At 58.6% G+C, this 18,273-nt stretch carries 18 protein-coding genes and 1 pseudogene; 11 read left to right on the top strand and 8 right to left on the bottom strand.

Annotated elements, in window-relative coordinates:
* Nucleotides 1-11: 11 nt before the first annotated feature.
* A complete protein-coding gene (locus AC0ZWN_RS15695; RefSeq protein ID WP_007909665.1) occupies nucleotides 12-431 on the bottom strand; it encodes a hypothetical protein in 420 nt (139 codons plus the stop codon).
* A gap of 364 nt (nucleotides 432-795) precedes the next feature.
* Between AC0ZWN_RS15695 and hrpB the strand changes: the two genes are divergently transcribed.
* The 3 genes from hrpB to AC0ZWN_RS15680 all read left to right on the top strand — a co-directional run bounded on the left by hrpB (nucleotide 796) and on the right by AC0ZWN_RS15680 (nucleotide 4,455).
* Nucleotides 796-3,315 carry an ATP-dependent helicase HrpB gene (hrpB, locus tag AC0ZWN_RS15690; RefSeq protein WP_476335654.1) on the top strand — a complete coding sequence of 840 codons (2,520 nt, stop codon included), beginning with the start codon at nucleotides 796-798 and terminating at the stop codon, nucleotides 3,313-3,315.
* A 128-nt stretch (nucleotides 3,316-3,443) separates the two neighbouring features.
* Nucleotides 3,444-4,016 carry a hypothetical protein gene (locus AC0ZWN_RS15685; protein WP_093434649.1) on the top strand — a complete coding sequence of 191 codons (573 nt, stop codon included), beginning with the start codon at nucleotides 3,444-3,446 and terminating at the stop codon, nucleotides 4,014-4,016.
* Between the two features lie 13 nt (nucleotides 4,017-4,029).
* On the top strand, nucleotides 4,030-4,455 hold the full coding sequence (locus tag AC0ZWN_RS15680) for a hypothetical protein (protein ID WP_093434651.1): 426 nt from the start codon (nucleotides 4,030-4,032) through the stop codon (nucleotides 4,453-4,455).
* Here AC0ZWN_RS15680 and AC0ZWN_RS15675 read toward each other — a convergent pair.
* Nucleotides 4,434-5,363: a LysR family transcriptional regulator gene (locus tag AC0ZWN_RS15675; RefSeq protein ID WP_093434653.1), complete on the bottom strand. Its 930-nt coding sequence runs from the start codon at nucleotides 5,361-5,363 to the stop codon at nucleotides 4,434-4,436. The genes AC0ZWN_RS15680 and AC0ZWN_RS15675 overlap by 22 nt on opposite strands.
* 221 nt (nucleotides 5,364-5,584) lie before the next feature.
* On the opposite strand from AC0ZWN_RS15675, the gene AC0ZWN_RS15670 reads away from it, so the two are divergent.
* The 4 genes from AC0ZWN_RS15670 to AC0ZWN_RS15655 all read left to right on the top strand — a co-directional run bounded on the left by AC0ZWN_RS15670 (nucleotide 5,585) and on the right by AC0ZWN_RS15655 (nucleotide 10,201).
* Nucleotides 5,585-7,075, top strand: a complete 1,491-nt coding sequence (locus AC0ZWN_RS15670; RefSeq protein WP_476335652.1) for an aldehyde dehydrogenase — start codon at nucleotides 5,585-5,587, stop codon at nucleotides 7,073-7,075.
* Nucleotides 7,076-7,576: 501 nt separating this feature from the next.
* Nucleotides 7,577-8,563, top strand: coding sequence for an ABC transporter substrate-binding protein (locus AC0ZWN_RS15665; protein ID WP_476335651.1), 987 nt, complete (start codon nucleotides 7,577-7,579; stop codon nucleotides 8,561-8,563).
* A gap of 10 nt (nucleotides 8,564-8,573) precedes the next feature.
* Complete coding sequence (locus AC0ZWN_RS15660; protein ID WP_064392296.1) at nucleotides 8,574-9,377, top strand: ABC transporter permease; 804 nt, start codon at nucleotides 8,574-8,576, stop codon at nucleotides 9,375-9,377.
* On the top strand, nucleotides 9,365-10,201 hold the full coding sequence (locus tag AC0ZWN_RS15655; protein ID WP_034153794.1) for an ABC transporter ATP-binding protein: 837 nt from the start codon (nucleotides 9,365-9,367) through the stop codon (nucleotides 10,199-10,201). The genes AC0ZWN_RS15660 and AC0ZWN_RS15655 overlap by 13 nt, the downstream gene beginning before the upstream one ends.
* A gap of 148 nt (nucleotides 10,202-10,349) precedes the next feature.
* On the opposite strand, the gene AC0ZWN_RS15650 is transcribed toward AC0ZWN_RS15655, so the two are convergent.
* The 3 genes from AC0ZWN_RS15650 to AC0ZWN_RS15640 form a co-directional block, all read right to left on the bottom strand.
* Nucleotides 10,350-11,270: a WaaS/CpsH family glycosyltransferase gene (locus AC0ZWN_RS15650; RefSeq protein WP_476335650.1), complete on the bottom strand. Its 921-nt coding sequence runs from the start codon at nucleotides 11,268-11,270 to the stop codon at nucleotides 10,350-10,352.
* Nucleotides 11,271-11,320: 50 nt separating this feature from the next.
* Nucleotides 11,321-12,400, bottom strand: coding sequence for an endonuclease/exonuclease/phosphatase family protein (locus AC0ZWN_RS15645; protein ID WP_476335648.1), 1,080 nt, complete (start codon nucleotides 12,398-12,400; stop codon nucleotides 11,321-11,323).
* Between the two features lie 75 nt (nucleotides 12,401-12,475).
* Nucleotides 12,476-13,150, bottom strand: a complete 675-nt coding sequence (locus AC0ZWN_RS15640) for a YciC family protein (protein ID WP_093434664.1) — start codon at nucleotides 13,148-13,150, stop codon at nucleotides 12,476-12,478.
* A gap of 178 nt (nucleotides 13,151-13,328) precedes the next feature.
* Here AC0ZWN_RS15640 and AC0ZWN_RS15635 point away from each other — a divergent pair, with 178 nt between their 5' ends.
* The 3 genes from AC0ZWN_RS15635 to AC0ZWN_RS15625 all read left to right on the top strand — a co-directional run bounded on the left by AC0ZWN_RS15635 (nucleotide 13,329) and on the right by AC0ZWN_RS15625 (nucleotide 15,349).
* Nucleotides 13,329-14,084, top strand: a complete 756-nt coding sequence (locus tag AC0ZWN_RS15635; RefSeq protein ID WP_476335706.1) for a DUF2076 domain-containing protein — start codon at nucleotides 13,329-13,331, stop codon at nucleotides 14,082-14,084.
* A gap of 138 nt (nucleotides 14,085-14,222) precedes the next feature.
* Entirely contained in the window at nucleotides 14,223-14,702 is a 480-nt protein-coding gene (locus AC0ZWN_RS15630; protein WP_007949802.1) for a LabA-like NYN domain-containing protein, read from the top strand.
* Between the two features lie 41 nt (nucleotides 14,703-14,743).
* On the top strand, nucleotides 14,744-15,349 hold the full coding sequence (locus AC0ZWN_RS15625) for a 3'-5' exonuclease (RefSeq protein WP_077574644.1): 606 nt from the start codon (nucleotides 14,744-14,746) through the stop codon (nucleotides 15,347-15,349).
* A gap of 128 nt (nucleotides 15,350-15,477) precedes the next feature.
* On the opposite strand, the pseudogene AC0ZWN_RS15620 reads toward AC0ZWN_RS15625, so the two are convergent.
* Nucleotides 15,478-15,552 (bottom strand): annotated as a pseudogene (locus tag AC0ZWN_RS15620) (Lrp/AsnC family transcriptional regulator); the annotation flags it as partial.
* Nucleotides 15,553-15,585: 33 nt separating this feature from the next.
* Nucleotides 15,586-16,590 carry a hypothetical protein gene (locus AC0ZWN_RS15615; protein ID WP_476335646.1) on the bottom strand — a complete coding sequence of 335 codons (1,005 nt, stop codon included), beginning with the start codon at nucleotides 16,588-16,590 and terminating at the stop codon, nucleotides 15,586-15,588.
* A 450-nt stretch (nucleotides 16,591-17,040) separates the two neighbouring features.
* Here AC0ZWN_RS15615 and AC0ZWN_RS15610 point away from each other — a divergent pair, with 450 nt between their 5' ends.
* Nucleotides 17,041-17,553 (top strand): BRO-N domain-containing protein, encoded by a 513-nt coding sequence (locus AC0ZWN_RS15610; protein ID WP_476335645.1) that lies wholly within the window; start codon nucleotides 17,041-17,043, stop codon nucleotides 17,551-17,553.
* A 153-nt stretch (nucleotides 17,554-17,706) separates the two neighbouring features.
* Here AC0ZWN_RS15610 and AC0ZWN_RS15605 read toward each other — a convergent pair whose 3' ends face one another.
* The gene (locus AC0ZWN_RS15605; RefSeq protein WP_150706848.1) at nucleotides 17,707-18,162 is read right to left on the bottom strand and encodes an Lrp/AsnC family transcriptional regulator; all 456 of its coding nucleotides are present in this window, start codon (nucleotides 18,160-18,162) and stop codon (nucleotides 17,707-17,709) included.
* Nucleotides 18,163-18,273 lie beyond the last annotated feature (111 nt).

Genomic DNA, 18,273 nt, shown 5'->3' with positions numbered 1-18,273 from the left:
GAACGTCCTTTTTAAGCGGCGGGTTGCAGGCCGAACATCGCCAGTTGTTGAGTGCTGCCCTTGTGTTGAATCAGGCGCGGATCATCCAGTGGGAAATCTCGGCCCAACTCGCTCTCGAGAATAGCCTGCAACTTGTGATTATCGACCTGACCGTCCGGGCCGATGGCTTGCTTGAGTTTGGCCGGATCGATCTGCGCAGTGTGGCCCGGTTCGAAATAGATCGCACCGGTGGCGAAGTCGACGGCAAACGCGATCAGGCCGGGAATGACGTAGAACAGCAGGCCCACGGCGTCGAGCACGGCAATCGCCGGGTCGATCTTGCCGTCGATCTGCCCGCGCCGGTCCGGGTAGAAAATCGAACCGCACGCGGTAATTTGCGTGAGCAGGGTAGCGACCAGTACACCGCCGATCAGGCGAAAAGGTAAGCGCATGGGGAAATCTCCTGATTCATCTAAGAACGAAGCGTAGTCGTGTGAAGTTAAGACCCTGACGAACGCCTAGCAGTTCGCCGTTATACTCGCGCCTGGCAGTGCATGCCCACAGTAAATTGCGGCCTCGTCTCACCCCTACCGAAATACGTTGAGGACTGAAGTTGTTTTCTCCAGATCGACACCGCGTGAAGGCCAACGAATCCTATCGGGGTTCGGCCCTCCGGGCTAAAGCTGTGAGCGCGCCATGCTGCGTTGCGGGACTTGGCAAGGAAACGACCCTTACCTGCGTCCCGCGCCTTGCCTGGCACGCTCACAGCTTTAACGCGACTCGCAATTTAATGTGGGCACGCCCTGGGGAGCCAGCATGATTTCTTTGCCAATCGATGATGTTTTACCCGCCCTGCGTGAAGCCCTCGCGACACGCCACGAAGCCGTGCTCGAAGCACCGCCGGGCGCCGGTAAAACCACCCGCGTGCCCTTGGCCCTGCTCAATGAAGCGTGGCTGGCCGGGCAAACCATTCTGATGCTTGAACCACGGCGTCTCGCTGCGCGTGCAGCAGCGGAGCGTTTGGCCAGCGAGTTGGGTGAGAAGGTCGGGGAAACCGTCGGATATCGCATCCGTCTCGACAGCAAAGTCGGCCCCAATACGCGTATCGAAGTGGTCACCGAAGGCATTCTCACCCGCCGTTTGCAGGATGATCCGGCGCTGGAAGGCGTGGGTCTGCTGATCTTTGACGAATTTCACGAACGCAGCCTCGACGCCGATCTGGCGCTGGCCTTAAGTCTGAACGGTCGCGAGCTGTTCCGGGCTGAACAGCCGCTGAAGATTTTGCTGATGTCGGCCACGCTGGAAGGCGAGCGTCTGGCCGGGTTGCTGGATGACGCGCCGATACTGCGCAGCGAAGGCCGCATGTACCCGGTGACGATGCGCTGGGGCCGGCCGTATCAGCCCGGCGAGTACATTGATCAGCGCGTTACGCAAACCGTGCTCGAAGCACTGCACGATGAAACCGGCAGCCTGTTGGTGTTCCTGCCGGGGCAGGCGGAAATCCGTCGCGTCCATCAACAACTGGCCGACGCCATCGGTGAGCGCAGTGATGTTTTGCTGTGCCCATTGCACGGCGAACTGGACCTCAACGCCCAGCGTGCCGCCATCGACCCGGCGCCGACCGGCCAGCGCAAAGTGGTGCTGGCGACCAACATTGCCGAGACCAGTTTGACCATCAACGGCGTGCGCGTAGTCATTGATGCCGGGCTGGCGCGGGTGCCGCGTTTCGATCCCGGCAGCGGTATGACGCGCCTCGATACCCAGCGGATTTCCAAGGCCAGCGCCACTCAGCGTGCGGGCCGCGCCGGGCGACTGGAACCGGGGGTTTGTTATCGCTTGTGGTCGCAGGATCAGCACGAACAACTCGCCGCTTATGGCAGTGCGGAAATTCTCTCGGCGGATCTCGCCAGCCTCGCTCTGCAATTGGGGCGCTGGGGTGTCACGCCGGGTGAACTGGTCTGGCTGGATGTTCCGCCAGCGGCGGCTTATGCACAGGCGCAGGATTTGCTGCAACGGCTCGGTGCGCTGGAAGGGGAAACGCTGACCACTCACGGTCAGGCCATGGCTGAGTTGCCGGCGCATCCGCGCATCGGGCATTTGCTCCTGCGCGGTCAGGCGCTGGGGCTGGCGAACATGGCCTGCGATGTCGCCGCGCTGCTGGGCGAGCGCGATATCTTGCGCGGTGCCGGGGCGGATTTGCACAGTCGCTTGGTTTTGCTATCCGGCGAAGAACGCGCCGCTCGCGGTGCGCACGGTGGTGTGCAGCGCGCCCGGCAACTGGCGCGGCAATATCGCGGTTATCTGCGCGGCAAGGCGAGCGAGCCGGTCAGCGATCCCGATCATCCGCGCTGGCTCGGTGCCTTGCTGGCGCTGGCCTACCCGGATCGCGTCTCGCAACAGCGGCGTGCCGGTGGCGCCGAATATCGTCTGGCCAACGGTCGCGCGGCGCTGTTCGCCGAAGCCGACAGCCTGATGAAAGAGCCGTGGATCGTCATTGCCGACCTCGGCAGCCGTCAGGGCCAGCGCGAGGAGCGGATTTATCTGGCGGCGGATTTCGATCCGGCGCTGTTCGATTCGGTGCTCGCCGAACAGGTGCGCAACGTTGATCAACTCGACTGGGACGAACGCGAAGGCGTATTGCGCGCCGAGCGCCAGCGCAAGGTCGGCGAGCTGATTCTCAGCCGTGAGCCGTTGACCGGTCTCGATGAAAATGCACGCAGTCAGGCGCTGGTCAATCTGGTGCGGCGCAAGGGTCTGGAGCTGTTGCCGTGGACGCCGGAATTGCGTCAGTGGCAGGCGCGGGTGGCGTTGTTGCGGCAGTTGGAATTGAACCATCAGGACGACAGTCAGTGGCCGGATGTCAGCGATGCGACATTACTGAACACCCTCGAAGACTGGCTGATGCCGTATCTGGGCAAGGTCTCGCGGCTCAGTCATTTTGCCAACCTCGACCTGTCGAGCATTGTGCGCAATCTGCTGCCATGGCCGCTGCCGCAAAAGCTCGATGAGCTGGCGCCACATCATCTGAGCGTGCCGTCGGGGTCGTCGATTCGTCTGGACTACAGCGAGTTTCCACCGATTCTCGCGGTGCGTTTGCAGGAGTTGTTCGGGCTCGCCGATACCCCGCGCATTGCCGGCGGGCGGCAGGTGGTCAAGTTGCATCTGTTGTCGCCAGCAAGGCGACCGGTGCAGGTGACGCAGGATCTGGCCAACTTCTGGCGCAGCACCTATGCCGAGGTGAAAAAGGATTTGAAGGGGCGCTACCCGAAGCATTATTGGCCGGATGATCCGCTGGTCGCCGAAGCCACGGCGCGGGCGAAGCCTCGGGGCACCTGAGCAGCAGTGGCAGCGCGCCATTAGCCCATCCGCCCTAATTGCCCCTGTTCGGGCCGCCTCCTAAAGTGGCGGCCCGAACAATAACAAGTTGCTGCCTGGCAACCTGTGCCCAAGGAACGGAACTGCCCATGTCATCTTTTCTCAAGTTCAAGAAGTTGATCTTCTTGTCGGCTGCGCTTGTCGTTGCCTGCAATTCGGCAAATGCCGAAGAATCCAACCCGGTTGGCGACTGGTGGATTATCTACGGCAACGGCGTTGCCCATAAAAACATCATGTACGTGGCGGATGCGACGTCGGTGGTGCCCTCGGAAAAAACCAAAGGCGCGACCATGGTGGCGGTCACGCTGGTGTATGAAGAACCCGGCAAACCAATGATCGACGTGTACAACCTCGAAACCCAGTGCTCTACGGGCAAGGTACGTTTTATCAATGGCCAGTCCATCGAGCGTCTCGCATATACCCTGCGTCATCTGAAAGTTGCCAACCAATGGCAGACCCCGAAAGAATTCTGGGTCCAGCAAGCGCTGAAGTTTGCCTGCGCGCCGGGTAGTCGGGCTAAAAACGACATGGCCGCCGTGGGCAAGATGGAATACATGCAAATGATCCAGATGCTCCAGCAGATGTTCTTCAAACTTGCACCGATTCAGGAAAAGAGCCAGATGATGGACAACATCGACAGTCTGCTCGAACTTAAAAAATAAGCCGGGACAGCCCATGACTTACATCCGTTTATTGCTGGCCACCGTGTTGGCCGCGTTGCTCTTGACTGGCTGTTCCACCATTGCGCAGAGCCGCTGGGAAGGGCGTGATGCGCAGGAAGCGCTGGACTTGTTCGGCAAACCCGACTCGATGAAAAAGGAGATCGGTCCGAACGGCGAACCCTTGGCGGTGCTGACCTGGTACAAGTCCGCGAGCTGGACCACCACCGAAGCGGCCGGGACTTCGATGACCCATACCGGCAATGGCATGGTGTACACCGAGCACTATCAACAAGTCGGGCACAGTTCCGATTGCAAATTGCAGGCGAAAATCAACCAACAGAAGAAGATCGCGCAGTTCCTGATCGAAGATGGACGGATCCTGCATGGCAAGTGCACCAATGTCAGGTATGTCCCCGGTTATATTCCACCAGGCATGTGAGCGGTCTTCGCGGTCAGTTGCTCGCGGCAATAATCGGCGAACAGCTGCGCCGGTTTGGTCAACTGCCCGCGCTTGAGCCACGCCGCTACCAAACCGGAACCGGTGACGTCTTCGACGATGTCCACGCACACGACTTTCTTGCCATCGTAGGTGCATTCCGAATGCGGTCTGGTTACCAGAATCGAAAAGCCGAAACCTTGGCCAACCATTCCGCGCACCATTTCAATCGATGGCGAGCTGAACTCGATACGCGGTGTTAATCCAAGCTCTTCGAACAGGCTGACGAAGTAGGTCCGGCTCGGCTGCACATCAAGCAAGATCATCGGGTCCAGACACAGATCGCGCAGCGACACTTGCTTGTACTGGGCAAAGCGATGATCCGCCGGCAACAACGCATAAGGTCGTTGCGCCGGCATAAGCGGTTCGGTCTGGATGGTCGCGTCGAGCTCATGTTCATAAAGAATCACCAGATCGAACGCGCCTGACGTCAGGCCTTGCACCAGCTCTTGTTGCTCACCGTCGCGAATGCGGATTTTCACGCCCGGATACAGCCCCGAGAACCCGGAAATCAACTGCGGCAAATACAACGGCGCGACCGTTTCGAAACAACCGATATCGATCTGCCCGGCGACCACGTCGTTGTCGGCGAGGGCGTTCTGTTCGAACTCCTTGGCCATGCGCAACAGTTCTTGAGCCTTGCGAAAGAACCGCGCACCGCTTGGGGTCAGTGACACACCTTGGGCGTGGTGACGGATCAGCAGTTGCACGCCGAAGCTGTCTTCCAGGCCTTTGATCGCGGTGGAAATCGCCGGCTGCGCGATGTACAGCTTGCGCGAAGCCTCGGCAACGCTGCCGCATTCGACGGTGGTGATGAAGTATTTCAGCTGACGCAAATTGTAGGCGGCCACGGCAAACCTCAGGACGAGCGGACTCGACTTGCAAGCAATTTGTGCGCCGCCACGTCCGTTGCGCGACGATGTTGTTGTCCCTCAACCATAGCCACCTGCGCGGGGTTTGGGGAAAGTCGTTGCCCAGTGTTTTTATTGCCTGCGAAGACATTTTTACTATTTTTAGCCCGTGCGGGCCTGAGCGACCATCGAGGCACAATAACGTCTCAGGAGCATCCGTCGTGTTCGAGCTTGCAGAGTGGCAGCGCCGCGCCGTTGCATTGAAGTTTCCCGATCAGGCCGTGATCGACGGCAAGCATTGCGCGGCGCAATCGGGGCAGACTTTCGCTGCGATAAACCCGGCGACCGGGCAATGTCTGGCCAACGTCGCTGCGTGCGGCGAGGCTGATGTCGACGCGGCGGTGCGCAATTCACGACAGGTTTTTGAGGCCGGTACGTGGTCGCAACGTGCTCCGGCCGAGCGCAAACAGGTGCTGCTGCGTCTGGCTGATTTACTGATGAGTCATCGCGAAGAACTGGCGTTGCTCGACTCGCTGAACATGGGCAAACCGGTGATGGATGCCTACAACATTGACGTGCCGGGCGCCGCCGGGGTGTTCCGTTGGTACGCCGAAGCCATCGACAAACTCTACGATCAGGTCGCGCCCAGTGCGCCGAATGTGCTCGCGACCATCACCCGTGAAGCACTCGGTGTAGTCGCTGCTGTGGTGCCATGGAATTTCCCCTTGGACATGGCCGCGTGGAAGCTCGCGCCGGCGTTGGCGGCGGGTAATTCGGTGATCCTCAAACCGGCCGAGCAGTCGCCGTTTTCGGCACTGCGTCTGGCCGAGCTGGCGCTGGAAGCAGGGCTGCCGCCGGGTGTGCTGAACGTGTTGCCGGGGCTTGGCGAGCAGACTGGCAAGGCCTTGGGTCTGCACGCGGATGTCGATTGTCTGGTGTTCACTGGCTCGACGCAGGTCGGCAAATATTTCATGCAGTACTCCGCACAATCGAACCTCAAACAGGTCTGGCTGGAGTGCGGCGGCAAGAGTGCCAATCTGGTGTTCGCTGACTGTCAGGATCTCGATCTGGCGGCGGAGAAAGCCGCGTTCGGGATCTTCTTCAATCAGGGCGAAGTCTGCTCGGCCAACTCGCGCTTGCTGGTGGAGCGCTCGATTCATGATGCGTTTGTCGAACGCCTGAAAGCACAGGCCGAGCGTTGGTTACCGGGGGATCCGCTGGATCCGCAGAGCAGCGCCGGGGCGATTGTCGACAGCAAACAGACGGCGAGCATCATGCGCTTTATTCGCAATGCCGAGCAGTCGGGGGCGACGCGGGTGTGTGGTGGGCAGCAGCGGCGTTTCAACGGGTCGGATAATTTTATTGAGCCGACGATTTTTACCGGTGTGACAGCTGACATGCCGCTGTTTCGTGAAGAGGTATTTGGGCCCGTGCTGGCGGTCGTGCCATTCGACAGTGAAGAGGAAGCGGTGCGGTTGGCAAACGACAGTGTCTACGGGCTGGCGGCGTCGCTGTGGACCGATGACCTTAACCGCGCCCATCGAGTGGCGCGACAGTTGCGTGCGGGTACGGTGTCGGTCAACACGGTCGATGCGCTGGATGTGACGGTGCCTTTCGGCGGCGGCAAGCAATCGGGTTTTGGCCGGGATCTGTCATTGCATTCATTCGACAAATACACCCAACTGAAAACTACCTGGTTTCAATTGCGCTGAAACCGGGTCGCCCCTATCGCTGGCAGGCCAGCTCCCACGCTGGATCTAAGTCGCACGGCAGATTCCCTGTGGGAACGAGCCTGCTCGCGAAAGCGGTGGGTCAGCAGCGAAAATGTCGACTGACGCGGCGCCATCGCTGGCAAGTCAGCTCCCACAGGTTTCAGCGTTGTTCACACAATCCAGGCACACTCGTGATCCCTGTGGGAGCTGGCTTGCCAGCGATAGCATTCTCCCAGTAGCCGAAAATCCCCAATTTGCACCCACCTCGCGCACCCCCGCAATCCCCGCCCTTTAGCAGTGCGCACTAGCCAGTTTTTTCATCATTTGCAGCCAACAATTTCCTGATTTTCCTCACCGCGCACATGGGCCACCATCAATCTTGCCCGCCAGCCGAATGTTGTCCGCCCAAGCGTCCGCGAGAGACCAACGGCAGCAACTGCATAACGGCCGGCGACCGTACTGCCCATGACAAAACTAAATCAACAGCGTCGGGAGTGCTCCATGATCAAGTCCTTGTGTTCACGTCTTACTCATCCTATGGCAATCACCGCCCTGGCTGCCACGGTCGCCACCAGCGCCCAGGCCGGCACCTTGTCCATCGGCCACACCACGTGGGTCGGCTACGGCACCCTCTATCTGGCTCAGGACCTGGGCTACTTCAAGGAAAATGGCCTGACCGTCGAGTTGCCGGTGGTCGAAGAGGCCTCGATGTACATGGCCGCGCAGGCCTCCGGGCAACTGTCCGGCTCGGCCTCGACCATCGATGAAGTGCTCAAGTACCGTCCGCAATTCTGCTTCAAAGCCGTCGCGGCGCTGGACGACAGTCATGGCGGCGACGGTGTGCTGGTCGGCAAGGATGTGAAGAGCCTGCAAGAACTCAAGGACAAATCCGTGGCGGTCAACGAAGGCTCGACTTCACAGTTCTGGCTCTCGTACCTGCTGAAAAAGAACGGCATGAAGATGACCGACATCACCGTGCAGAACATGACCGCTGACGATGCCGCGACCGCGTTCATCGCCGGTCGCGTACCCGCTGCCGTGACTTGGGAACCGCACTTGTCGATGGTCCGCGACAAGCAGCAGGGCAAAGTATTGATCGACAGCAGCAGCACCCCCGGGGTGATCGTCGATGTGGTCGCGCTCAATTGCACGGTTATCGAAAAACAGCCGGAAGACGTCAAGGCGTTGGTCGCCGGCTTGTACAAAGCCGTGCAGTACACCAAGGATCACCCGGAAGACGCGTACAAAATCATGGCCAAAGGCGTCGGCGGCTACCTGTCTGATCCGAAGGAACTGGCTGCCGCTGCACAAGGCGTGCGTTTTTACGATCAGGCCATGAGCGAGAAACTTCTCGGCTCGCCGGGCAAACCGGGCGACAGCGCAGCGCTGATCAAACTGGCCAACGAAACCGCCAGCGAATTGCAGGGCAAACCCTACAACGTCAGCAACGACGAGCTGGTCGACAACCGTTTTGTCAGCCCGCTCTAGGAGGTCTGTCATGTTCAAGCGCAATTCGTGGCTGAGCCGCAGCCTCACGCCGAAAACCGCTTTGCCGGTGCCAGTGGTGTGGAGCGCCAGCGCTCTGGCCTGGGTGTTGTTGGTCGGTCTTTGGGCCGGGTTGTCTTACGGCGGCATCGTCCCGGGGATGTTCCTGCCGACACCGGGCGCGGTGGTTGAAGCCGCCGTACGCCTGGGACGCGACGGCACCCTCGGCACCCATGTGTGGGCCAGTGTCGAAGTGGTGATGGTCGGCTTCATTGTGTCGTCGCTGGTGGCGGTGCCACTGGGGTTGCTGATGGGCAGCTTCCGCATCGTTCAGGCGTTTCTTGAACCGCTGGTGAATTTCATTCGTTATCTGCCAGTGACCTCGTTTGTGCCGCTGTTCATCCTGTGGATCGGCATCGGTCTGGAGCAGCGCGTGTCGGTGATTATTTTCGGCGTGTTCTTTCAGCAACTGGTGATGATCGCTGACGTGTCGAAAGGCATTTCCAAGGATTTGATCAACGCTTCTTACACCTTGGGCTCCAACCGCCGCGACGCGGTATTGCATGTGATCGCGCCGGCCTCGGTGCCCGGCGTGCTCGACACGTTGCGGGTGACCATGGGCTGGGCCTGGACCTATCTGGTGGTGGCTGAACTGGTCGCCGCTTCCAGCGGTTTGGGTTACCTGAGCCTGAAGGCCATGCGCGGTTTTCAGGTTGACGTGATCTTCCTCGCCATCGCGATCATCGGCCTGCTCGGTCTGGTCACCGATCAACTGTTCCGCTTTCTTCGCCTGAGGGTTGCCGCATGGGCTCAGTGACTGCTGCCAATCATCGTTTCATCGAACCTGTCGCGACCCCGGCGCAAGCGGCGCCACGCTTGCAGGTGGACAAGGTCAGCCTGCGCTACAAGAAACCTGACGGCGGAACGTTTACAGCGCTGGAGGAGGTGTCGTTCGAGGTGCCGGATCAGCAGTTTGCCGTGCTGGTCGGGCCGTCGGGTTGCGGTAAGTCGAGTCTGTTGTATTTGACTGCGGGGCTGGCTGAGCCGACCTCCGGCGAGATTTATGTCGGCGGCCAGCAAGTGCAGGGCCCTGGCGCGGATCGCGGCATGGTCTTTCAGAGTTACACGTTATTTCCGTGGCTGACGGTGCGCCAGAACGTCGAGTTCGGCCTCAAGCGTCGTGGCATGCCGGCGGCGCGGCGCAAGGAGATCGTCGATTATTACGTCAACGAAGTCGGTCTCGCCGGGTTCGCCGACAATTACGCCAAACAGCTGTCGGGCGGGATGATGCAGCGCGTGGCAATTGCCCGGGCACTGGCCAATGATCCACAGATTCTGCTGATGGACGAACCGTTCGGCGCCCTCGACAGCCAGACACGGCTGCAGATGCAACAGTTGTTGCTGCGGGTCTGGGGTAACAGCAAGAAAACCGTGTTGTTCGTCACCCATGACATCGACGAAGCGATTCTGCTCGGCGACCGGGTCTATGTGATGGGCGCGAAACCGGGGCGGATCAAGCAGATTCTCGACGTGCCGATCGAACGCCCGCGTTCACTGGACATGGTCATGGAGCGCTCGTTCATCGACATGAAACGACAGATCTTCGGATTGCTGCATGACGATCTGGAAGAAGTGCATTGATCCAACGGTCATAAAGCCTGGCCATTGTGAGAGCGAGCCTGCTCGCGAAGGCGTAGTGTCAGTCGATAAACAGGGTGCCTGACACACCGCTTTCGCGAGCAGGCTCGCTCCCACAGGGTCCTGTGGTGCAAGGGATGGCGAGGTCAGCTCACGGCCGGGTAAATACGGTTTTGACCCACCCCTGCAAGGTGTACTTCTGGTAGATGTGCTCAGGCACATCGACATACGGATCAGTAATGAACCGTTCCGGAATCACCGGATTAGCCTCATCAATGACCAAAATGTTCGCCGGGTTGTAAAAGTCATAGTCGACCACGCTCTTGTTGGTGGTAATGACTTTTTTGCGTGAGGCCATGGCTTCGAAGAACCGGAAGCTCAAACCGGCCTGACCGGGCTTGGCAATGTCGAGAATGATCCGTGAGCGCTTGACCAGCTCCCCTACCGACTCCAGCGACATTCTTTGCTCGAAAAAGGTGATGCCCGGATGCGCCCCCGGAACCGGTTTGGACTGAACCAGAAACTTGTAATCGGTCAGCCCGAGGCGATCGAATTCCTCGGCCAGACCGGCAAGTGCCGGCACCCGATCCTTGCCCGCCATCACCACAAACGCCGAGTACTCACTGGGCTCACCGTCCGCGATGTAGTCGTCGTAAATGAAGTTGTAGAGTTTTTTCAGCCCGTAGCTTTCGGCATTTTCCGGGTCGAAGGAAAACACCTCGTCATAACCGGTAAGGGCTTCGCGAGTCATCGGCCAACGACTGAAGCTGTCGTAGAGGTAGGCGATCTTGTGGTCGGAGACCTTGAGTCCGGCGGTCAACTGGTTTGCATCGATCTGGGCCGGGTTGATGATGAGTGCCACATCGAAACGTCCATGCGCAGCGATGGCTTTGTTGAACAGGCGTATCTGCGCCCAGCGTTTCAGCGGGCGGCGCAAGATCTTCGGCGCTTGATCAAAGCTGTTCTGCATCGATGACGTATCGATGAAACACACGTCATTGTCGATCATCAGGTAGTCCGCCAGTTTGCGCGCGTAACCACCAATGTCCTTGCACACCAATAAGATTTTCATGGGATTCCATATGTCAATTCGGGCGACGGGGCGATGATCCTCGGCCCAGCCTATGGCGCCGCCGGTAGCAGGAAGCGCGCAATCACCGGCAGGTGATCGGAGATGCGCAACGTGTCGTCCTGGCGCACCCTTGCTTCAACCCGCTTGATTTTCGGGCTGTAAAACAGATAGTCGACTGTACGATCCGGGCCATTCAGGCCGGGATCGTTGGGGTAGTGGGTCAGCCATTGCGCCCGGTCGATGCCGCTGGCTTCGTTGTTGGTCGGGATCATCGGGTACTTGTCCCACAGCAGATGCAATTCGCTGTCGGCGGAGTAGGGCGTGCGCTGTTCGGCAGGCAGGCGGCGGTACTGGCCGAGCGGCAACAGATTGAAATCGCCGCCGATCAGCCACGGCAGGCCTTGGCTCTCATACTTGTCGAGCACTTTGGCTACGGCGGTCAATTGTGCTTGCGCGGTGTCACCCGGTTGGCTGGAGCGTTCAAGGTGGGTGTTGAATACGGTCAGTTGCCCGCCGTCACTCAGGGGCAGTTTGGTCGCGAGCAGGGCGTCTTTCGGCTGGAACTGGCGGTTGATGAAGTTGGCGGCAGCGACCGGCAATTGCAGGCGTTCGGCGTGTTCGATGCGGTAGCGACTCAGGGTCGCCAGTTGCCGGCCGACGCTGCCGTAAATGTGCGGGTCGGGGACGAATTCGGCCTTCCAGTCGAAGGCACTGACACTGCACGGATACAGGTCAGCGACCCGTTCCTGCAACAGTTTGAGCTGGTTCTGATAGTCGCTGGCCTTGGCGCCGTCATCGAGTTCCTGCAACAGCACCAGATCGGGCTGCTCGTCGCGGATCACTCGCGCCACTTCGTCGAGGCTGAAGGCCATGTCTTCCAGCGTCGGCGCTTCATCATCGCCCTGAGCCAGATCACTCCAGAACACGTAGCGTTTGCCGGCCAGGTATTGCACGTTCCAGGTCATGACTTTCAGCGCCTGGCCCGGCACCAGCGTCGGCGTTGTGGCGGTGCAACTGACCGGCAAGGTTTCGCGGGCGTCGGGGCGCCAGGTCAGGCTGAACAGCAGCCCGCCGATCAGGATGATGGCGAGCACGACAAGCAACAGGGTGTAGCGCAGTAGACGGGTCATGGCTCGGCTTATAGCGTTACAGAAAGTGGCCCCGAGCATACCTGACGGTCGTCTCGAAGCCCAAGTGCAGTGCTGTCAGATGGCTCTGTCACGTTTGTCAGGTAATTCGCTGATCAGCATGAACAGGCGGAACAACACCACACTGGTGAACAGTTGCAGGAAGCTGTGAGCGCTGTCGATCAGAATGGCGATCACAGGATTCTGCGGCTCGGGGTACACCGCCAGTGTCGCGCCTTTGAGCAACCACAGCGGCGTCATCACGCAGAGAATGCACAGCAGGATCCGCCAGAAATGTCCGCGGGTCAGGCGCAGGCTTTCCTTCATCGCCTGCAAAGGCCCCATACCACGCAGTACCAGCAGGTATTCGCCGAACGCGAGCATCACCATCAGCATCAGGCCCGGCAGGAAATACAGCGACAGGCCCAGCAGAATCAGCAAGGTATTGAGCGCCGTGAGCAACGCGAAGCGCGGCCAAAGGGTGGCGGCCATCGCCAGCAGATCGCGGTTGCGCGGCGCCTCGCCACGGCTGCGCGCATCGAGAAAGAGGATCAGTGCGGCGGTGTACAGCGGATACACCAACAGACCAACGACAATGCTGATCGCCGAGATGTTATCCGGCCCGCTGGCGTGATCGACCACTTGTTGCAGGAATGCTTCGAAAATCACCAGCGGCAGGCACAACCGCACGATGCTGCCCAAATGGCGTTTGAAAAAATACAGAGAGTCGCGCAGCACTTCGAGGGCATTCATCAGTCGGTATCGCAGGTCGAAAACAGTGGCTCACTTTAACCGATGATGGCTGGCGCGACACAAACGTAAACATTCGGTAAAGGTCATTGAAACGTTTTGTCGCCGTCTCCATTACAGGAGAGCACCTCGGCCAACGTGGACGAGGGCAATGTTATCCCCTGCAATCTACGAGGTCGCCATGAACAGCGAAGAGCAAACCCTGATCGATGGACTGTTTTCCCGGCTGCAACAGGCCGAAACGGAGGCAGCCCCGCGCGACGCCCAGGCCGAGGCGCGGATCAAGGAACACCTGACCCGCCAACCGGCGGCAGGTTATTTCATGACCCAGGCGATTCTGGTGCAAGAGGCGGCGCTCAAGAGCCTCGACGAGCAGAACAAGCAACTGATTCAGCAAGTCCAGCAGTTGCAGGCCGAGTTGCAAGCGGCCAAGGCGCAGAGTGCCGCACCGGCGCCGAGCGGCGGCGGTGGTTTCCTGTCGAGCATTTTTGGTGGCAGCCCGCGTCCGGCGCCGACCCAGAGCGCCCCAGCCTCGACTGGCGGCTGGCGCGAACCGGCAGCGCAACAGAATTACGCGGCCCCCGCGCCACAACAGAACTTCGGCGCACCACCGCCTAACTATGCGCAACAAGCCGCTCCGGCAGCCGGCAGCAGCTTTCTCGGCGGTGCCTTGAAAACCGCCGCCGGTGTGGCCGGTGGCGTGATGCTGGCGCAGGGCATCAGCAGCCTGTTCCATCACAACCAGCAGCCGGAAGAAATCGTTGAAGTGATCAAGGAAGAGCCGGCGCAGGTCGCCGATCAGAGCAACAACGGTTGGGGCGATGACCAGCGTGTGGCCGATAACGGCTTCTCTGGCAATGACCAGGGCGGCTTCACCGACACCGACTACGGCAACGACAACTCATCGTTCTTCGATGACGACGATTCCTTCGTCTGACTCACCATTCGTCCGGAGCCCCTTGGGGCTTCGGGCCGATTATTCGCGGAACCCTCCTGATGGCTGGCATACTGAGCGCCTTTTTCGGGCCTGGCGCCTGATCCCGCTTCGTGCGCTTGCGCGCCCACAGGAACTCCGGTGAAAAAAATCGCAGTGTTCGCCGACGTGCAGAACCTCTACTACACCGTGCGTCAGGCTTATGGTTGTCACTTCAACTACGCCGCATTGTGGGCCGACATCAGCAAGGACGGGCAGATCGTCGAGGCCTACGCCTATGCGATCGACCGTGGCGACAGCAAGCAGCAGCAGTTCCAGCAGATCCTGCGCAACCTCGGTTTCACCGTGAAGCTCAAGCCCTACATCCAGCGCAGCGACGGCTCGGCCAAGGGCGACTGGGACGTGGGCATCACCCTCGACATCATGGACGCCGCCGACCACGTCGACGAAATCGTCCTGGCTTCCGGTGACGGCGATTTCGACATGCTGCTCGAACGCATCATCAGCAAACACGGCGTGCAAGCGGTCGCCTATGGCGTGCCCGGCCTCACCGCCAACTCGCTGATCCGCGCCGCAAGCCGTTATGTGCCGATCGAAGGCGCACTGTTGTTGAAGAATTGAGCTGTTACTGAAGAATTGATTTGTACGGAGTTGAACCCGGTTTGGAACGCATTGCAGTCATCGACTTTGAAACCACTGGCCTGTCGCCGAACAGCAACTGCCGCGCCACGGAAATCGCTGTGGTCATGCTGGAAAACGGCCGCATCGTCGAGCGTTACCAGAGCCTGATGAACGCCGGCGTACGCGTCCCTGCGTTCATCGAGCAACTGACCGGCATCAGCAACGCCATGCTGCGTACTGCGCCGTCGGCCGAGCAGGTGATGAACGAGGTCAATGAGTTTGTCGGTTGCACGCCGCTGGTCGCGCACAATGCCTCGTTCGACCAGAAGTTCTGGGACTTTGAACTGGGGCGGATCAAGCGCACGCGGTTGCAGAACTTTGCCTGCTCGCTGCTGCTGGCACGGCGGCTGATGCCGGCCGCGCCTAATCATAAGTTGGGTACGCTGACCACGTTTGCGCGCCTGCCGCACACGGGGCAGGCTCACCGGGCCATGGCCGATGCCGAGATGGCGGCGAATCTGATGGCGCATCTGGCGGATGAGTTGCGGCACAAGCACGGCGTCAGTGAGTTATCGCATGACCTGCTGTGCAAACTGCAAAAAGTCCCCGCCGCGAAAGTCAGCGAACACCTGCAGCGCTACCGCTGATCCCCAATCCAGCACAAAACCCCTGTGGGAGCGAGCTTGCTCGCGAATGCGGTGTGTCATTCAACTTCAATGTGACTGATCTACCGCTTTCGCGAGCAAGCTCGCTCCCACAGGGGGCATCATCGTCCTCAGGCTTTGCCGTTGCTTTCGATATGGCCGAGTGGCACGCGTTTTTCGATCGCACTCGACAACACAATCGACGTCTAGTAATTGCCGAAGGCTGCGATCTTTTCGCGTCAGGCCAGACTGGCGAATTGTTGACTATCAACCTTGTCCACCGGCATAAATCCGGTTGTTTTCTTGAAATTCATCGTGTGTACAAAGTTCTTCATCGAATCGGATGGATCGATGCTTTGCATGTTGAGTTTGAATAGCGTCTCGCGTGCAAGCGCGACGCTGAGGATCGGCTGATCTTCGAGATGGCCGGTTGCGGAGTTGAGAAGAGAGTCAACCGCCGTAACAATAACGAGTCGTTCGGGAAGAATACTCAGCAGTTCCTGACCTACGCGCAAAACACAGCTGGATACGTAGTCCTGTAACAACTCATTGAATTTGCTGATTGGCATTTTTTTAACTGACAGTTTTCCACTCTGTAGTAGTGACTTGATTTCTTGAGGGATCACTTTGATGCCGTGTACCGAGAGCGTGCATTCGAGAATGCCAGTTTCGGCAACCGAGAAATTAATTGACGTGCCCAAGTGCGAAATATCCGTGAACGGATCCACTCGCAGGACTGCATCAATTTTCGATTGGGCATTACCAGCGAGTATTCCCAACGCAAGCTCGTGATCTACTTTCCAATCCTGATACTGCGCTTCCCACTCGCTTAATTCTTGAGCTAACTGCTGCGTATCTTTGGCAACCGCTGCTTGAATGGCTAATTCAATTTTTTTGCGTTGCCTGGCCTCAAGTTTCAAGGTGCGCGCAAAGAAACCAGGCTTGTAACTGGATTGTTTTGCCATTGCCTGGTTTTCATGGGTATTGAGCGCTTCGGGTTTGATCGGTGGCAGTTGATTTGCGAATTCACTCCAGTCGATTATCTCGCCACAATCTTTATGCACGGAAAGCAACAAATCTATGTGGTTTTCATAGACCTCAACTTCGTACGCGGCCTGCTCAAGAGCCTCCATTTTTGCGAATTCTTTCTGACGTACCTGCAATTCGCGTTGGCGCCGCTTCGAGTTGCGCTCAGCTCTCCTGGCTGACGCCTGCATCGAGCGTAGGGTTCCCTTCCAAGTCATTTCTGAGTTCCTCTCATTTGTAACGGGGCTTTATTTTTTTAGAAGGCCGGTTCTCGGCATAGTCAGGACATTAGCTGCTGCGTTGGGTGGCGTCCATCGACCAAAAGTCTCGTGTAATCGGGTTGTTTAGTTACGTGTATGGGTTGGCGAAGCATCCTACTGAAGTTTAGGGGGAATCCGTCTTGAGCTCAGATAACCCCGCCGATAACCTCTGTGTGTCGCTGCAAATTCAGCGATCGGGACTGCAAGCCCGCCGATAGTTTGTTAGGAGACCACTGGCAAACCTATAATCGCGTCGCTTCAATTAGCGACTATCGATTTATGGTAGCTGTGTGCGGGAGACCTTCGGGTCTGCCGAGGTCTCCTACTCGGTCTTGCAGACCCGCGCACAGCTGCCACCCATCATCTGCAAGTGATGCGGGCAGCTCCGATGTTCTTAGGAGATTTGTCATGGTCAAAGTCGTCCCCACACACTCAGAAAATTTCGGTTCAGCAATCACTCATGAGCCGCTCATAAAGCCCCAATTGTTCATCCGTCATCACATTCAACTGCGGGCTACTCTGCAACATGCGGAGGCTTGGTTCTGTGCCCGAGACATCGGTCGTCTCATGGGGCTGGAAATCAATGCGCGGCAAGTTCTCAAGCTGGATGAGGATCAGCGGCGGATGATGCGTCTGTCAGGTAATGATGGCGCTCAAGAGTTTTTGATGTTGAGCGAGTCAGGGGTTTACGCAATGCTGGTTTATCACTATTCCCCAGAGAACCGTCATCTGCGTCGTTGGCTGACTCACGAGATTGTGCCAATGCTTCGTCAGAGTTCGAAGTCAGTTCCAGACCCACATTTGCGCTTGATCATGTGTGCCGGGGAAACGTTGAGGCTTCTGCATTGGCGTAATGAGCCATGGATACGCATGCGAGACATGCCGTACATGTTGACTCAGGAAGGGGCCAGCTACAGATGAAGACCGCTAGTTGTTTCAGGATGGAAAGTTGATTTTTGATCGGGTGAATGAGCTATGAACCTGCTCGCGATGACGGTGTGTCAGCCAAAATTTGTATCGACTGATACACCGCTTTCGCGAGCAGGCTCGCTCCCACAGGGGGCATCATCGTCCTCAGGATTTGCCGTTGCCTTCGATCTGGCCTAACGGCACACGCTTTTCGATCGCGCTCGACAACACAATCGAGGTCTTGCTGAAGCCAAACTTCGCCACCCGATTGATCAACTCCTCAAGCTCCGTCATCGACCCCACCGCGGCCTTCATCATCACGCACGGATCGCCCGTGACTCGAAAGCATTCGGTCAGTTGCGGGATTTTCACCAGTTCGTCGTAGACCTTCTGGCTGCCGTTCTGGTGCAGACGTAATTCGATCATGCATTGGATCGGCAGGCCGATTTTCGATAGGTCGATTTTCGCCTCATAGCCGGTGATCACCCCGGATGCCTCAAGTTTGGCCACGCGCTCTGCCACCGCCGGGGCGGAGAGGTTAACTTTGCGCGCCAGATCGGCGTAGGACGCACGGCCGTTTTCAAGCAGGGCGCTGAGCAGCATGCGGTCGTATTTGTCCAAGGCCGGACTCCTGAAAATGCCAGACTTTCGAAATCCCGGTTTATTCCGATGATCTCCGTTCTTTCAAAAGTGTACCTGCGCTATAAACAGGTTTTGTAACTTATTTTTGCT

Source organism: Pseudomonas sp. 3B-A001-10F (genome assembly GCF_056313565.1).
This window is presented reverse-complemented; position numbering and strand designations above follow the sequence as displayed.

Excerpts from the sequence above, each read along its gene's own strand:
- AC0ZWN_RS15695 (WP_007909665.1), bottom strand. The coding sequence starts at position 431 with ATGCGCTTACCTTTTCGCCTGATCGGCGGTGTACTGGTCGCTACCCTG.
- hrpB (WP_476335654.1), top strand. The coding sequence starts at position 796 with ATGATTTCTTTGCCAATCGATGATGTTTTACCCGCCCTGCGTGAAGCC.
- AC0ZWN_RS15685 (WP_093434649.1), top strand. The coding sequence starts at position 3,444 with ATGTCATCTTTTCTCAAGTTCAAGAAGTTGATCTTCTTGTCGGCTGCG.
- AC0ZWN_RS15680 (WP_093434651.1), top strand. The coding sequence starts at position 4,030 with ATGACTTACATCCGTTTATTGCTGGCCACCGTGTTGGCCGCGTTGCTC.
- AC0ZWN_RS15665 (WP_476335651.1), top strand. The coding sequence starts at position 7,577 with ATGATCAAGTCCTTGTGTTCACGTCTTACTCATCCTATGGCAATCACC.
- AC0ZWN_RS15660 (WP_064392296.1), top strand. The coding sequence starts at position 8,574 with ATGTTCAAGCGCAATTCGTGGCTGAGCCGCAGCCTCACGCCGAAAACC.
- AC0ZWN_RS15655 (WP_034153794.1), top strand. The coding sequence starts at position 9,365 with ATGGGCTCAGTGACTGCTGCCAATCATCGTTTCATCGAACCTGTCGCG.
- AC0ZWN_RS15650 (WP_476335650.1), bottom strand. The coding sequence starts at position 11,270 with ATGAAAATCTTATTGGTGTGCAAGGACATTGGTGGTTACGCGCGCAAA.
- AC0ZWN_RS15645 (WP_476335648.1), bottom strand. The coding sequence starts at position 12,400 with ATGACCCGTCTACTGCGCTACACCCTGTTGCTTGTCGTGCTCGCCATC.
- AC0ZWN_RS15640 (WP_093434664.1), bottom strand. The coding sequence starts at position 13,150 with ATGAATGCCCTCGAAGTGCTGCGCGACTCTCTGTATTTTTTCAAACGC.
- AC0ZWN_RS15635 (WP_476335706.1), top strand. The coding sequence starts at position 13,329 with ATGAACAGCGAAGAGCAAACCCTGATCGATGGACTGTTTTCCCGGCTG.
- AC0ZWN_RS15615 (WP_476335646.1), bottom strand. The coding sequence starts at position 16,590 with ATGACTTGGAAGGGAACCCTACGCTCGATGCAGGCGTCAGCCAGGAGA.
- AC0ZWN_RS15610 (WP_476335645.1), top strand. The coding sequence starts at position 17,041 with ATGGTCAAAGTCGTCCCCACACACTCAGAAAATTTCGGTTCAGCAATC.